17 protein-coding genes and 1 pseudogene are annotated in these 14,019 nt (G+C 69.6%); 13 read left to right on the top strand and 5 right to left on the bottom strand.

Annotated features, from left to right (window positions below; all coding sequences use genetic code 11):
- Window positions 1–35 precede the first annotated feature (35 nt).
- The 5 genes from VFR64_21260 to VFR64_21240 are packed head-to-tail and all read left to right on the top strand — an operon-like array spanning window position 36 to window position 4,069.
- Window positions 36–965 (top strand): branched-chain amino acid ABC transporter permease, encoded by a 930-nt coding sequence (locus VFR64_21260; protein ID HET9492262.1) that lies wholly within the window; start codon window positions 36–38, stop codon window positions 963–965.
- Window positions 962–1,993, top strand: a complete 1,032-nt coding sequence (locus VFR64_21255) for a branched-chain amino acid ABC transporter permease (GenBank protein HET9492261.1) — start codon at window positions 962–964, stop codon at window positions 1,991–1,993. Before VFR64_21260 ends, VFR64_21255 begins: the two co-directional genes overlap by 4 nt.
- Window positions 1,990–2,739, top strand: coding sequence for an ABC transporter ATP-binding protein (locus tag VFR64_21250; GenBank protein ID HET9492260.1), 750 nt, complete (start codon window positions 1,990–1,992; stop codon window positions 2,737–2,739). Before VFR64_21255 ends, VFR64_21250 begins: the two co-directional genes overlap by 4 nt.
- Window positions 2,739–3,434 (top strand): ABC transporter ATP-binding protein, encoded by a 696-nt coding sequence (locus VFR64_21245; protein ID HET9492259.1) that lies wholly within the window; start codon window positions 2,739–2,741, stop codon window positions 3,432–3,434. Before VFR64_21250 ends, VFR64_21245 begins: the two co-directional genes overlap by 1 nt.
- On the top strand, window positions 3,431–4,069 hold the full coding sequence (locus tag VFR64_21240) for an ABC transporter ATP-binding protein (GenBank protein HET9492258.1): 639 nt from the start codon (window positions 3,431–3,433) through the stop codon (window positions 4,067–4,069). Before VFR64_21245 ends, VFR64_21240 begins: the two co-directional genes overlap by 4 nt.
- Here the strand turns inward: VFR64_21240 and VFR64_21235 are convergent.
- Window positions 4,062–4,793: an MIP/aquaporin family protein gene (locus VFR64_21235; GenBank protein ID HET9492257.1), complete on the bottom strand. Its 732-nt coding sequence runs from the start codon at window positions 4,791–4,793 to the stop codon at window positions 4,062–4,064. The two genes, VFR64_21240 and VFR64_21235, sit on opposite strands and share 8 nt — an antisense overlap.
- An 80-nt stretch (window positions 4,794–4,873) precedes the next feature.
- Here VFR64_21235 and VFR64_21230 point away from each other — a divergent pair, with 80 nt between their 5' ends.
- The 3 genes and pseudogenes from VFR64_21230 (at window position 4,874) to VFR64_21220 (ending at window position 5,948) form a co-directional block, all read left to right on the top strand.
- The gene (locus VFR64_21230; GenBank protein ID HET9492256.1) at window positions 4,874–5,314 is read left to right on the top strand and encodes an arsenate reductase ArsC; all 441 of its coding nucleotides are present in this window, start codon (window positions 4,874–4,876) and stop codon (window positions 5,312–5,314) included.
- Complete coding sequence (locus VFR64_21225; GenBank protein ID HET9492255.1) at window positions 5,301–5,549, top strand: hypothetical protein; 249 nt, start codon at window positions 5,301–5,303, stop codon at window positions 5,547–5,549. Before VFR64_21230 ends, VFR64_21225 begins: the two co-directional genes overlap by 14 nt.
- A gap of 12 nt (window positions 5,550–5,561) precedes the next feature.
- Window positions 5,562–5,948: pseudogene (locus VFR64_21220) on the top strand (peroxiredoxin-like family protein).
- A 138-nt stretch (window positions 5,949–6,086) separates the two neighbouring features.
- Here VFR64_21220 and VFR64_21215 read toward each other — a convergent pair.
- The gene (locus tag VFR64_21215) at window positions 6,087–6,668 is read right to left on the bottom strand and encodes an acyloxyacyl hydrolase (GenBank protein ID HET9492254.1); all 582 of its coding nucleotides are present in this window, start codon (window positions 6,666–6,668) and stop codon (window positions 6,087–6,089) included.
- Window positions 6,669–7,153: 485 nt separating this feature from the next.
- Here VFR64_21215 and VFR64_21210 point away from each other — a divergent pair, with 485 nt between their 5' ends.
- The 3 genes from VFR64_21210 to VFR64_21200 are packed head-to-tail and all read left to right on the top strand — an operon-like array spanning window position 7,154 to window position 9,274.
- Window positions 7,154–8,053 carry a S1C family serine protease gene (locus VFR64_21210; GenBank protein HET9492253.1) on the top strand — a complete coding sequence of 300 codons (900 nt, stop codon included), beginning with the start codon at window positions 7,154–7,156 and terminating at the stop codon, window positions 8,051–8,053.
- A 1-nt stretch (window position 8,054) separates the two neighbouring features.
- A complete protein-coding gene (locus tag VFR64_21205) occupies window positions 8,055–8,648 on the top strand; it encodes a trypsin-like peptidase domain-containing protein (GenBank protein HET9492252.1) in 594 nt (197 codons plus the stop codon).
- A 5-nt stretch (window positions 8,649–8,653) separates the two neighbouring features.
- A complete protein-coding gene (locus tag VFR64_21200) occupies window positions 8,654–9,274 on the top strand; it encodes a response regulator transcription factor (protein HET9492251.1) in 621 nt (206 codons plus the stop codon).
- 200 nt (window positions 9,275–9,474) lie between these two features.
- Here VFR64_21200 and VFR64_21195 read toward each other — a convergent pair whose 3' ends face one another.
- The 3 genes from VFR64_21195 to VFR64_21185 form a co-directional block, all read right to left on the bottom strand.
- The gene (locus tag VFR64_21195; GenBank protein ID HET9492250.1) at window positions 9,475–9,918 is read right to left on the bottom strand and encodes an RES domain-containing protein; all 444 of its coding nucleotides are present in this window, start codon (window positions 9,916–9,918) and stop codon (window positions 9,475–9,477) included.
- Between the two features lie 14 nt (window positions 9,919–9,932).
- Window positions 9,933–10,367, bottom strand: coding sequence for an antitoxin Xre/MbcA/ParS toxin-binding domain-containing protein (locus VFR64_21190; protein HET9492249.1), 435 nt, complete (start codon window positions 10,365–10,367; stop codon window positions 9,933–9,935).
- 281 nt (window positions 10,368–10,648) lie between these two features.
- Window positions 10,649–11,083, bottom strand: a complete 435-nt coding sequence (locus VFR64_21185; protein HET9492248.1) for a DoxX family protein — start codon at window positions 11,081–11,083, stop codon at window positions 10,649–10,651.
- A gap of 229 nt (window positions 11,084–11,312) precedes the next feature.
- On the opposite strand from VFR64_21185, the gene VFR64_21180 reads away from it, so the two are divergent.
- Together VFR64_21180 and VFR64_21175 are read left to right on the top strand one after the other, a co-directional pair.
- Window positions 11,313–12,836: an ABC transporter substrate-binding protein gene (locus VFR64_21180; protein ID HET9492247.1), complete on the top strand. Its 1,524-nt coding sequence runs from the start codon at window positions 11,313–11,315 to the stop codon at window positions 12,834–12,836.
- Between the two features lie 29 nt (window positions 12,837–12,865).
- A complete protein-coding gene (locus VFR64_21175) occupies window positions 12,866–13,795 on the top strand; it encodes an ABC transporter permease (GenBank protein HET9492246.1) in 930 nt (309 codons plus the stop codon).
- Window positions 13,796–14,019: the final 224 nt, after the last annotated feature.

Genomic DNA, 14,019 nt, shown 5'->3' with positions numbered 1-14,019 from the left:
GCGGGGGGCGGGCCCGGCCAGGGCCGCAACCCGACATGGACCTGCTCATCACGCTGGGACCGCACCTGCTGAACGGGCTGGCGCTCGGGCTGCTGTTCGCCCTGGTGGCGCTTGGCTTCATGCTCATCATCGGCGTGATGGAGGTGATCAATCTCGCCCACGGCTCGCTGTTCGCGCTGGGCGCCTACGTCGCCGTCGCGCTCGTCACGCCGGACGGCGGCCTGCGCCTGGCCGCGCTGGCCCCCTACTTCGGGCTCCCCATCCCGTCGCGCTTCGTCGTGGCCCTGCTCCTTGCCCCCGTCCTGGTCGCCGGCGTGGGCATGGCGCTGGAGGTATGCCTGCGGCGCACCTACGGGCGCGACCCGCTGTACGGCCTGCTGCTCACCTTCGGCGCCGCGCTCGTCCTCGAGGAGTTGATCCGCCTGGTCTGGGGACCGACGGAGCGCTTCCTGCCGGTGCCGGCGGCCATCACCGGCGGCATCACGGTGGGCGGGCTCATCTACTCCGTGTACCGGTTCTTCGCGTCCGCCTTCGCGGTCGCGATGATCCTCCTCCTGTGGCTGTTCCTGCAGCGGACGCGTTACGGCGCCCTCATCAAGGCCGGCGCCCACGACAGCGAGATGGTGCGCGCGCTCGGCGTCAACCTCCCCCGCCTGCGGCTCCTGGTGTTCGCCTTCGGCACCGCGCTGGCCGCCGTGGCCGGGATCGTCATGGCCCCGATCTGGGGCGTGCGCCCGCACGTGGGCGTGGACGCGGTGGTGCCGGCCTTCGTGGTGATCGTGCTGGGCGGGGTGGGCAGCTTCTGGGGCGCGGTCATCGCCGGGCTGCTGGTCGGCATGGTGGTGGGGATCACCGGCGCCTTCGCCACCGCCTGGTCGCTGGTGTCGATGTACATCCTCCTCATCGTCGTCGTCACCATCCGCGGCCGCGGCCTGCTCGGCAAGAAGAGCGTGCTGGAGCGATGACGCCGGCCGCCGAGTCCCGCGGCTTCGCCGGTGGGTGGCTGTCGCTGCCCATGCTGGCGGCCTTCGCGCTGTTCGGCACGCTGCCGCTCTGGATCGAGCGGGTGGGACTCTACCGCTACCTGGGCGTCGAGATCCTCATCTGGTGCATCTTCGCGCTCGGGTTCAACCTTCTGCTCGGCTACACCGGGCTGCCGTCCTTCGGCCACGGCGCCTACTTCGGCATCGGCGCCTACGCGATAGGGCTCACGCAGTTTCACCTCGTCGCCAACCTCTGGGTGGGCCTGCTCGCGGCGACACTGGCCGCGGCGGCCGTGGGCGGCGGGGTGGCGCTCTTCATCTCGCATCGGCGCGGGATCTACTTCGCGCTCATGACGATCGCCTTCGGGCAGATGTTCTTCTTCATCGCCAGCAAGTGGACGTCGGTCACCGGCGGCGAGGACGGCCTGCTCAACATCCAGCGACTGCCCGCCGACCTCGGGCTCGTGGCTTTCGATCTCACGAGCAACCTGGCCCTGTCGTACTTCGTCTTCGCGACCTTCGTCGGGGTGACGGCGCTGCTCTGGCGGCTGGTGCACTCGCCCTTCGGCAAGGTGTTGCGGGCCATCAAGCAGAACGAGACCCGCATGGCCTACCTCGGGTACCGGGTGTTCGTCTACAAGTGGGCGAGCTTCACGCTGTCCTGCGCCGTGGCCGGGCTGGCCGGTGGCCTCTTCGCCATGGCCCAGAACGGCGCCTACGTGCAGGTCATGAGCCTGCAGTGGTCGGGAGTGGTGGTGCTGATGGCCCTCGTCGGCGGCGGCCTGGTGAGCTTCTGGGGCCCGGTGGTGGGAACGGTCATCTACTTCGTCGCGCGGGACCTGCTGGGCGCGTACACGGAGTCCTGGCTCCTCTGGTTCGGCCTCATGTTCATGCTCGTGGTGATGTTCAAGCCGGAAGGCGTGGCCGGCCTCGGGCAGGACGCCGTGGCCCGGCTCGGGGCGCGACGGCGTGCGCGCGCCATCGCCCTGCAACCGGCGGCGGGGGAGTGAGCGTGGCCCTGCTCGAGGCGCACGGCCTGCACAAGCGGTTCGGCGACCACGTGGTCCTGGAGGACATCAACCTGGCTTTCCCGGCGAGCCAGCTGAGCGGCATCATGGGCCCCAACGGCGCGGGCAAGACGACCTGCTTCAACGTCCTCACCGGCGGCGTCCGCCCGGACCGCGGCCGGGTCGTCTTCGACGGCGACGACATCACGGGGCTGCCGCCGTACGCCATCGCCCGCCGAGGCCTGGCCCGGTCGTTCCAGCTCATGAACGTCTTCGACGAGTACTCGGCGCTGGAAAACGTGCTGCTGGCGGCGCCCGCGGTGCGCGCGCGCTCCTTCAACATGCTCCAGGACCTGCGGCGCAACGCGGGCGCCCAGGACCAGGCGGCGGCGGTGCTCGCCCGCGTCGGCCTGCGCGGCAAGGAGCGGGTGCCGGCGGGGCGGCTGTCCTACGGCGACCGCCGCGCGCTCGAGATCGGCCTCGCCGTCGCCGCCGAGCCCCGCCTGCTCTTCCTCGACGAGCCCACCTCGGGGCTCGGCACCGAGGGGACGGCCCGCCTGGCCGAGCTCGTCCAGGAGCTGCGGCGGGTGCTGACGCTCGTCATCATCGAGCACGACATGGCGTTCCTGTTCCGCCTGGCCGACCGGATCTCGGTCATCCACTGGGGCCAGGTGATCGCGGAGGGCACGCCCGACGCGCTGCGCGCCGACCCCTGGCTGGCGCGCTCGGGCCTCGGAGCCACGGTGTGATGCTCGAGCTCGCGGGCATCGACGTCTCGTACGGGGAGACCCAGGTGCTGTTCGGCGTCTCCCTGACCGTGGCCCCGGGCGAGATCGTCTGCCTCCTCGGCCCCAACGGGGCGGGCAAGACGACGACGCTGCGGGCCATCCTCGGGCTCACGCCCGCCCGCGGCGGGCGCATCCACTTCGCTGGCCGCGACATCACGCGCGCCGCGACCCACGAGATCGCGCGGGCCGGCGTGGCCTGGGTGCCCGACGACCGCCGGATCTTCCCGACACTCACCGTGGAGCGGAACCTCACGATCGCCATGAAGCGCACCCCGTTTCGCGCCTGGAGCTTCAAGGAGGTGCTCGACTGCTTCACCGCGCTCGAGTATCTGCGCCACCGCGACTGCGAGAACCTCTCCGGCGGGGAGATGCAGATGGTCGCGATCGCACGCGCCCTGCTCGGCTCCCCCGGCCTGGTGCTCTTCGACGAGCCGTCCCAGGGGCTGGCGCCCAAGGTCGTCCGCGACGTGATCGACCTGATCCGGCGCCTGAAGGCCGAGGGTGTGGCCGCCCTGCTGGTCGAGCAGAATGCCCCGACGGCGCTGGCCGTCGCCGACCGCGTCTACGTGATGGACCGCGGGACGATCGTCCACGAAGGCCCGGCGCACGAGCTGCGCGACGACCCGGCGCGACGCCGCCGGCTGCTGGGCGTGTGAGCGTGGCCCGCCCCGCCCCGCTGCTGGTCCTGGACGCCGTGCGCAAGGAATACGCCCGGGGCTGGCTCCGCCGGCAGGTCACCTTCTCGATCCAGGCCGACCTGGTTTTCGCCGAGCCGGCGATCGTGGGCATGATGGGCGCCAACGGCGCCGGCAAGACCACGCTGTTCGAGCTGATGACCGGCAGCCGACCGCCCACGTCGGGCCACGTGCGCTGCCTCGGCCAGGACATCAACACCGTCAAGCGCCGCGAGCGAGACCGCCTGGCCGTCCACTACCACCAGTCCTACCAGGTGCGGCGCGTGGCCCGGACGAGGCCCGACGCGCTGCTGGCGCGCGCGGTGTCGCGGACGCCGGTCGTGCACCTGTTCGACGAGCCGCAGTTCAGCACCCAGGACGGCTACATCGGCTTCATGATCGAGTTCTTCTGCCGCTTGCGCCGCGCCGGCCGGCTCGTGTTCGTCTGCCTGCACCCGACGGAGACGTACCACCTCGACATCCTGCGCGAGCTGTGCGAGCGGTTCATCTTCGTCGGCGAGGGGCGCGCCTGGGACATTCCCGACTTCGCCAGCCTGCTGACCGACGCGCGCGTGCGAGCGTACCTCGGGGGCCTGATGCAGGGAACCATCATGTAGGGTCGAGCTTCTGGCTCACGGCCTGCGCGTGCGGCACCACGACGGTGGGCGCTATCTCGGGCAGGGTGGGGATGAGCCACCGGAAGAGCCCGGTCGCCGCCCCGGCGCCCACGAGCTGGGCGACGATGAAGGCGGGGGCGTCCGCGGGCCGAATACCCGTGAACGTATCGGTCGCCGATCGCGCGAGCGTGACGGCCGGGTTGGCGAACGAGGTCGATGACGTAAACCAGTAGGCTGCGGTGATGTAGCTGGCGACGGCCAGGGGTACCGCAGAGGATCGCAGACGTGCGCAGCCCCAGATCACTGCGAGCAGTCCGAAGGTAGCCACGAGCTCACCGAATGCCTGGGCCAGGCCCGCCCGCGAGTGGCGTGAGGCAACGAAGAGCGGTTCACTGAACATGAGATGCGCGGCGGCCACCCCCACGAACGCGCCAGACACCTGAGCCGAGACGTAACCGGGCACCTCCCGCCACGGGAGGCCGCCTTGCGTCGCGTCGGCCAGCGTCACCGCCGGGTTGAAATGCGCGCCGGAGATCGGCCCGAAGGTCAAGATGAGGGCGCCGAGTGCGGCGCCAGTCGCCACGGTATTGGCCAGGAGGGCCAGGGCGACATTGCCGCCCGCCAACCGCTCCCCCATGATGCCCGAGCCGACGACGGCCGCGAGAAGGAGCGCCGTCCCGACGGCCTCCGCGGTCAGTCGCCGGGCCAGATTGAATCGTTGCAAAGTCGTTACGGACACTTGGCGGCCCCCCAATCGGGCGTATACACTCCGTGACCGAATCGACCCTACATGGGAGGCAGAGGGTGAGCAAGCAGCGAGTGTTGTTCCTTTGCACGCACAACTCGGCCCGGAGCCAGATGGCCGAGGGCTTTCTGCGTGCCCTGGCCGGTGAGCGGTTCGAGGTGGCGAGCGCGGGCACCGAGGCGACACGCGTGCACCCGCTCGCGATGAGAGCGATGGCCGAGGCCGGCATCGACCTCAGCGGACACACGTCGAAAACTCTCGACCCGCTCGTGGACGAGCCATGGGACTACGTGATCACGGTGTGCGACAGCGCCAATGAACAGTGCCCCGTTTTTCCGAGGACGACGACCCGGCTCCACTGGAGCTTCGAGGATCCATCTCGAGCCGCTGGCTCCGAAGGGGACCGCTTAGAGGTGTTCCGCCGGGTGCGCGATCAGATCAAGTGGCGACTCACCGAATGGACGAAGGCTGAGTGGAGGGACTCCCATGTCGCTCAATGAGGAGCTGGCCGCGCTGAAGGCGCGGGCGGAAGCCAAGCGCCCGCCCGAAGTCGTTGCCCTCATGCACCGCGCCGTCGATAACCTGCGGCGGTCGGGGGCGGTCGAGAACGTCCCCCGGGTGGGCGTGCGGGCGCCGGAATTCACACTGCCCAACGCCGAGGAGCGTCAGGTCAACTCGCGAGAGTTGCTGGCGCGGGGGCCGCTGGTGGTGACCTTCTACCGCGGCGGCTGGTGACCGTACTGCAATGTAGAGCTGGCGGCTCTACAAAACGCGCTTCCCGAGATCACCGTCACCGGCGCCACCCTGGTGGCCATCTCGCCGCAGCTCCCGCACCACAGCCGGGAGTTCATCGCTCGACGGCACCTGACCTTCGACATCCTGAGCGACCGGGGCAACCAGGTGGCTCGTCGCTACGGGCTGGTCTTCCGCCTGCCCGACGACTTGATCGAGTTGTACAAGACCTTCCCCGTCGACCTGCCGAAGCACAACGGCGACGATTCGTGGACGCTGCCCATGCCGGCGCGCTTCGTCATCGACCGACAAGGGATCATTCGCTGGCGCGACGTCGATCCAGATTACACGACGCGCCCGGAGCCGGCCGACACGGTAGCGGCCCTGCGGGCCCTGGGGTAGGCGACCAGCCTCGCCTGAAGCGTGACCTTTCTCACCCAGCGCGTCGCCGTCGATCGGCAGCGAGCCGCCGCAGTTCGATGGGTGGCTCGTGGCCGTGCCGACGTGCAACGCACCTACCAGTCCTTGTTCGCGGCACGGTCAGCGAAAGAACATCGAGAGCCCGAAGACTCCGGTGTGCGAGTCGATCCCACGGTTCGGAGAGTCGATACCCGCGTTCGAGATATGTTGAAATCGATAGCCTGCGTAGATCGACGTGCGCTCCGTGACGAAATACGAGGCGCCGACACCGCCAAACAGAAGAAACACGAAGTTCGTGTCCTGCTCACGGACCCTGAGGTCCGTGTAGCCTGCCGAGCCCGCGATCTCGAGGTATGGAACAACGCGGCCGAGCGAGGTGAAGTGGTAGCGCGTCACCGCGGCAAGTCCGGCGAAGTAGGCATCGACCGGATCGAAGAAGCGCTGATAGAGGGGCTCGACCCCAATCTCCAGCGCCCCCGCCAGGGGGCCGGGGCCGCCAATACCCCACGGGAAGAACCCGAGACGGAGGCCGGCATTGAAGAAGTCCAGCTCGGTGATCGTGGCATCCCCCAAATTCACCTGCTCGCCGTAGCCCCCTTCGACCGAGAGCGCCCATGCGCCCTTGGCAAACGCCTGGTGCGGATCGAAGGCGTTGGCCTTCGGAACGCAACTCCACAAGGCGAGGATTCCGGTCAGGGCCACAGAGACAACTAGAGATCGCATCGATCCTGCCGTCAGTCCTCGGGCCCGGTACCTCCGGCCTTCGATCTGGGCGGCCGGCGGCGTCGTTCGTGCCAGTGCCCCCGCGCGGCCTGCCCAGGCCGACGGAACTCGGTCGCGGGAACGACACGGACGACCCGCCCCTCGGCATCGAGAATGGTGACCGGGGCGATGCTGTCATCGTCGCGCGAGGGAAGCCTCACCGTGCTCGAGGATGTCTTCATGGCGATTCCTCCGACACATCTGCCACTGGCCCAACACTGCTTGTGACGCGGTCGCCTGCCGATTGGATTCGCGGCGGACCTTTTGCCAACTAGAACGGGCATTTGGCCGTAGCGGTTCCTTCGCCGTCCGAGGCCCTAGCCATTCGGGCGATTCCCAGCCGCCCGGGCCTCGTGCATCGTGGGCTCACACCGGGAGCGTCACAGGCTGGCGCCGACCACGGCGCTCCCGAGAGGAGGCTCCTGATGCAGACGCTGCTCTCGCTCTCGAACGACCTCGCCGCGGCGGTCGAGCGCACCGCCGGCGCCGTCGTCGCCGTGCACGCCCGCCCGCGGTTGCCTTCGACCGGCGTGCACTGGCGCCCGGGAATCGTGGTGACGGCCGAGCACACCGTCCGCGTCGAGGAGGAGATTCGCGTCGCCTGGCCCGACGGGCGCGCGGCTCGGGCGAGCCTCGTCGCGCGCGACCCCGGCACCGACCTCGCCGTCCTGCGAGTCGGCGACGCCGACTGGCCGGTAGCGCAGGTCGGCGACAGCGCCGCGCTCAAGGTCGGCAACCTGGTCCTCGCCGTCGGGCACGGGCCCCGGGCCAGCTGGGGTGTGGTGAGCGCCGTCGGCGGCCCGTGGCGCACGTGGCGGGGCGGCGAGGTGGACCGTTTCCTGCGTGTCGACCTGGTGCTCTACCCGGGCTTCTCCGGCGGGCCCCTGGTGGACGCTTCCGGCAAGGTGGTCGGCCTGGTGACCTCGGGCTTGTCGCGCCAGCTCGAGCTTGCGGTGCCGGCCTCGACGGTGGCGCGGATCGTGGACGAGCTGCTCGCCACCGGGCGGATCAGCCGCGGCTACCTGGGGCTCGGTCTCCAGGCGGTCACCCTCCCGGAGCCGTTGAGACGTCTGGCGCCCGGGTCGGGCGCGCAGAGCTTGATCGTCGTGAGCGTCGAGGCTGATGGCCCCGCTGCCGGAGCCGGCGTGATGCTGGGCGACGTGCTCGTGGCCCTCGAAGGCCGGCCGCTCGACGATCCCGGCGACGTCCAGGCCGTCCTCGTCGGGCGGCGACCGGGCACCGCCGTGAGGGCCTCACTGCTCCGCGCCGGCGCGCCTCTCGACGTCGTGATCACCCTCGGCGAACGCCCTGCCCGGCGGCGATAGGATGGCGGCCAGCGAGACGATGCACACGCTCCTGGGCGAGCTCGCCGTCGTGGTCGCCCGGCTTCGGGCGATCACGGTGGAGCTGCGCACCAGGGGGCGAGGCGGTGGGGCTGGCGTGATCTGGCGAGCCGATGGGCTAGTCGTCACCAGTGCTCACGTGGTGGCGGGCGTCCATCGCGCTCTCGACGACGCCCAGGTCGTGCTGGCCGATCGGCGCCGCCTTCCGGCAGCCCTCGTCGGGTGGGACTGGCAGCTGGACCTGGCTCTGCTCAAGGTAGCAGCCGCCGATCTTCCGGCGGCCACGGTGGGCGACTCCGATCGTGTCCGCCCCGGCGAGCTGGTCCTGGCTGTCGGTTCTCCGTTCGGCCTGGCCGGGGCCGTGGCGACGGGAGTCGTGCATGCAGCGCCGAGGGAGGGGAGCCGCGCCCGCTTGATTCAGGCCGACCTGCGGCTGGCGCCCGGCAACTCCGGTGGCCCCATGGCCGACGCGTGCGGGCGTGTGATCGGCATCAACGCGATGATCGCGGGCGGGCTGGCGCTGGCCGTGCCGAGCCGCCTCGTCCAGGCCTTCGTGATCCGCTCTGCCAGATCATGATCGGCGTGGCAGTCCTCGCGTCGAGGCCGATGGCGCGCGCCCGGCTGGAGGCGCTGGTCGCCGCCCGGCCTGGCCTGCGGCTGGATTCCCTAACCGGCACCAGAAACCACGCCATAGCGGCCTCCGCCGACGCCGACGTGCTCCTGGTGGATCCGGGGGGCCGGCCCGCCGAGACTGTCCTTCGAGCCCTATCGCAAGCCCCCCGCCTGCCGCCCGTCGTGCTCCTGGCCGATGAGTTGGCCCCGGCAGCCTTCGTTCGTCTGCTGCGCGCCGGCGTGCGCGCCATACTGCCGCGGGACGCGTCCGCGCCGGAGATCGCCGCCGGCATCGAGGCCGTGGCCGCAGGCCTGGTCGTCCTCCATCCCTCGGCGCCAATCGCGGGCGCCAGAACGCCCCGCGCCCGCGGCGCGGGGCACGATGCCGGGACCGACCCGCTCACGCCGCGAGAGCTCGAGATACTCACGATGATGGCCGAGGGCATGGGCAACCGGGCGATCGCCCGGGGCCTCGAGATCTCGACCCACACCGTGAAGTTCCACATCGCGGCCATCCTCGACAAGCTGCACGCGCGGAGCCGTACCGAGGCGGTCACCACCGGCCTGCGCCGGGGCCTGCTGATGGTGTAAGACCTCCCTCCAGGCCGCAGGTGCTGATTCGCTGCGTCCGCGAGGTCCACGCCGGTCGGCTGAACGGCCGGGCCACCGAGCGGGCCGGACGACCCCCACCCCCAGGGACCGTGGAGATGTCGATCTCGAGCCAGCGCGTTCGACTATCTGCCGAGCGGTAGAAGACTCCATGGGGTCGGGTCACGGGGCCGGAGCTGACGTCAGCGGCGTCGCAGGCGCGGATCGAAGCGGAACGGTACCGGGTCGCTGACCCGGATGCGTTTGAAGTGGGCGTGCCGAGGATTCAGCAGGTAGTTGAGCTCCTGGGGGATGACGGCCGAGGGCACGGCGAGTACCGGAGTCTTGGCCTCATGGGCCCAATGCGTTCCCAGCTCCGCGAGTGCCTCCGGTGCGGGATGGCTCCTCCAGTTCGCCGGTAGCTCCGACGGCGCCAGCCGCGCGATCGTCAGCGTCTCGGGAATCTCGGCCGCGATCGCGACCTGGTCGCCCGGGGGTTCGGGTTGCTCGAGATTGACGAAGATCTCGAGAGCGGCCAGCGCCAGGCTCGCCGAGGTGTAGACGACCGGGACGCCCGGCCGGCTCCAGCGGCCGCCATGCCGGCGAGCTCCTTCGCCATCGAAGGCCGCGTACCGGGCACGGGCGATCCGCCAGACGCGGATCAGCTGTAGACGCCGTGCTCGATGCGCCCGAGGACCTGCTCGACCTGCTGGGCCCCGAGGTCGGTGTCGAGCAGATCGAGGGGCCGGACGCTCCCCAGCGCGCGGACCGGTCCACGCAGCCAGGCGCCGGCCCGCTTCTCGCTGCCGAGCACCTCCGCCGCCCTCGCCACGACCCGCGCCAGGCGCAGGAGCCGGTCGGACTCATCGGGGCTCAGCCGGCCCGACTTCTTCCGCCGGGCCAGCGTGCGGGGCGGCAAATGCAGGACGTGGACGAGGACATCCTGGGGAATCGCGAAGCGAGTCGCGAGGGCCTCGAGGGTGGCGTACGGCAATCCCGCCCGGGCCCTGGCGATGACCGCCGCGTACGTTGCCGGGCGCTCCCTCAACAACCTCTTGCCGCCCAGCGTCTGGACAAGGCGCCCGGTCGAGACCATTCAGGACCTCCTTACAGTTATGGCATCGATGCTACTGCCAGATGGCAGCTTCGTCAATTGTGCGGATCTGCGGAACAACTTCGCCGTGGCGGCGAGGACGGACGCGAGAGCCTTAGCCGATGAGCTCGGCCACGTCGAGCGAGCGATCGGGAAGTGCCCCTGGCGACACGCGCTCGCCTCGCGTGAGGACCCGCACGTTGCCGTAGCTTCCGCCGGGCGACGGAGACGCCGTTCAACCTGGTCCTGGAGGCGCGGCCCTAGCCCGGGCGCTCGGCCTCCACCTACGCGGCGAGCCGGCCTTCGATCCGGCGGTCGGCCGGGCGGTCTCGGCGGAGCGCATCGAGGCTCCACGGCCCGGCGCCGGCCGCCGACAGGTAGAGCCACGTGATCCCATAGAGGATCGGAACCTCGCCCCCGTTGAGAAGCGGCCACGCGCCGCGGGGGGCGTGAGCCATCAGGTAGGCGCCCGCCATCTCGACCGCGAGCACCAGGGCCACGGGCCCCGTAAAGAGCCCGAGCAACAGGAGCAGGCCACCGACCGTCTCCAGGATGCCGGCCAGGCCCATCAGCGACAGCAGTTCCACCGGCTGTTGCGGCTCGGCGGCGGGGACGCCGAAGAGCTTCTGCGTCCCGTGGGTGAGGAACAGGAAGGCGGCCACGATACGGAGCACGCTCTGCAGATACGGGGCCCACGATGCGGGGAGGAGTCGCGTCATAGGGGAACCCTCCTCGGCGAATGTCGTCCCGACCAGCATGCCCGCCCCGGCGCAGCGTCGCAACTGATCAGATAACCGCAGCCAAGCGGTCCGCATGCCCTCGCGTCTCGAGCGAGTTGGTGGACCCGGCCGGCGTTGACAAACACCGCGCCGGGGACGATCGTTTCGTACACGGACCGGCGCGTGAAGGGAGGACCACATGGGCGCTCCACGCCTTCGAAGCCTGCGAATGTTCGTGGCAACGGTCGGGATCCTCACCATGCTGGGCGCCGCCGGGGGTGCGGCCGGCGCGGCCACCACGTTCCGCGGCGCGGTCGGCGTCGACCCCGACACCCTCGACCCCGTGCAGATGACCACGACCACGGTGGCCAACATGGTCGACTATGTAGTCGAGACGCTGACCTTCATAGACCAGGAGGGCAAGATCCGGCCCGGGCTGGCCGAGAGCTGGTCGATGTCGTCGGACGGCAAGCAGTACACCCTGAAGCTCCGCAAGGGTGTGACCTTCCACGACGGGACGGCGTTCGACGCCAAGGCCGTCAAGTGGAATTTCGACCGTCTGGCCGACAGCAGCGTCCGCGTGCCGATCCGGGCGCCGTATCCCATCGAGAAGACCGACATCCTGGATGCTTCCACCGTGAAGATCACGCTGAAGCGGCCCTCGGCCCCGTTGATCCTCGCGTTGTCCTGGACCACGTCCGGCATCGTCTCGCCGGCCTCGGCCGTCAAGCACGGCAACGAGTACAAGAACATCGTGCATCCGGTGGGGACCGGCCCCTACGTCTTCAAGGAGCGCCGCAAGGGCGAGAGCCTCACGGTGACGAAGTACGACAAATACTGGGGCAAGAAACCCTTCTACGACACGGTCGTGTTCCGGATCGTTCCCGAGGCCGCGACCCGGGAGAGCCTGCTGCTCGCGGGGCAGGTGGACCTGATCGTGCTGCCACCGGTGGCCGACCTACCGGCCCTCAATCGTAATTCCGCGGTGAAAGTCCTGCTGGCTCCCAGCGACCGGACCATCTTCGTGGCCTTCAACACGCAAAAAGCGCCATTCACCGATCCCCGAGTTCGGCAGGCCTTGAATTACGCCGTGGACAAGCAAGCCATCATCAAGAACGTGCTGTTCGGGGCCGCCGACCCGATGGACGCGCCCACCGCTCCCAGCCTGTTCGGGTACTGCAAGCAAGGGGCGTACGAGTTCAACCCGGCCAAGGCCAAGCAGCTGCTGGCCGAGGCCAGCGTGAAGCCCGGCACCAGGGTGTCCTTCCTCCACCCCACCGGCCGCTACACCCAGGACAAAGAGGTGTCCCAGGCGATCGCCGGGTTCCTCCGCGAGGTCGGGCTGGAGGCTTCACTGCAGACGATGGATTGGCCCTCGTACATCAGGACCATCACGACGCCGCTCGACAAAGGGAACACCACCGAGCTCCATCTCCTCGGGTGGGCTCCCGCGTTCCTGGACTCCTCCCAGCAGATGCTTCAATTCCTGACGAGCTACCATCCACCGGGCGGCCTCGCCACGAGCTTCTACAGGGATCCCAAAGTCGACGAGATGATCGTGGCGGCCGACAGTGAGGCCAAGCCCGACAAGCGCAAGGAGCTGTACTGCCAGATCTCCAGAAAGGTGTGGAGCGAGGCGCCCTGGATCTTCCTTTACGTGCAGCGCTATCCCATCGTGCACTCGGCGAAGATCCGAGACATCAGCTCGATCCCGAACGAGAAGTTCTACGCCGTGTACGCGCGGCCGCGGTAGTCCTCAGGCTCGGAGGGCGCACCGGGACGATGAGGTTCGCGCGGCGGTACCTCGCCCAGCGGCTCGTGGCTTCGGTCGTCACCCTGCTCGGTGTCTCCATCATCGTCTTTCTGATGGTGCGGGTGCTGCCGGGGGATCCCGCCCGTGTCATCGCCGGCCTCCTGGCCAGCGAGGAGGACGTCCAGCGTATTCGGGTCGAGCTCGGGCTGGAGCAGCCGCTACACGTCCAGTACGGCATCTTCTTCACCCGCCTGCTGCAGGGAGACCTCGGCACCTCGGCACGCACGTCGCAGCCTGTGCTGGTGGAGCTGCAGCCCCGTCTGGCCGCCACGCTGAAGCTCGCGCTGACCAGCGCCGCTCTGGCCGCGCTGCTGGGCATCGCCGCCGGCACCCTGGCCGCCACGCGGCCGTACTCGCGCTTCGACTACCTGCTCTCGGTCTCCACGTTGTTCGGTGTCTCTATGCCGGTGTACTGGCTCGGGCTCATGCTCATCATCGTGTTCGCGGTGCAACTCAACTGGTTGCCGGCCGCCGGGTCGGAGGACTCCGGCAGCATCGTGCTGCCGACGCTGACGCTGGCCGCGTTCTCGGTGGCGTTGATCGCCCGGATGACGAGGGCCAGCGTGCTGGAGGTGCTGGGCCAGGACTACGTGCGCACTGCCCGGGCCAAGGGGCTGCCCGAGGCAGCGGTGGTGGTTCGCCACGCCCTGAAAAACGCCCTCATCCCCATCATCACCGTGGTGGGCCTCCAGTTCGGCACGCTGCTCGGCGGCGCCGTCTTGACCGAGTCGGTCTTCGGGTGGCCGGGGATGGGCCTGCTCCTGGTGGACTCCATCTTCTCCCGCGACTACGCCATGGTGCAGGGCATCGTGCTGGTGTTCTCGGCGCTCTTCATCCTCACCAATCTGATCGTCGATCTGCTCTATGCCGTCATCGACCCTCGAATCCATTACGGCTGAACCGCCGCCGCTGGCCGGCGACTGGCCACGGCTGCGCCTTTATCTAGAGGCCTGGCAGCGCTTCCGTCGCCACCGGGCGGCCATGGCCGGCCTCGCCCTGCTGCTGAGCCTCGGCCTCGTCTGCCTGGCCGCGCCTCTCTTCACCGCCGAGGACCCGGCGCGCCAGAACCTGGCCCGGGCGTTGGGGCCGCCTTCGTGGGAGCACCCGCTCGGGATGGATCATC

This window comes from Candidatus Methylomirabilota bacterium (assembly GCA_035709005.1).
GTDB lineage: Bacteria > Methylomirabilota > Methylomirabilia > Rokubacteriales > CSP1-6 > 40CM-4-69-5.
The sequence above is the reverse complement of the archived record's forward strand: the minus strand, read 5'-3'. Positions and strand labels throughout refer to the sequence as shown.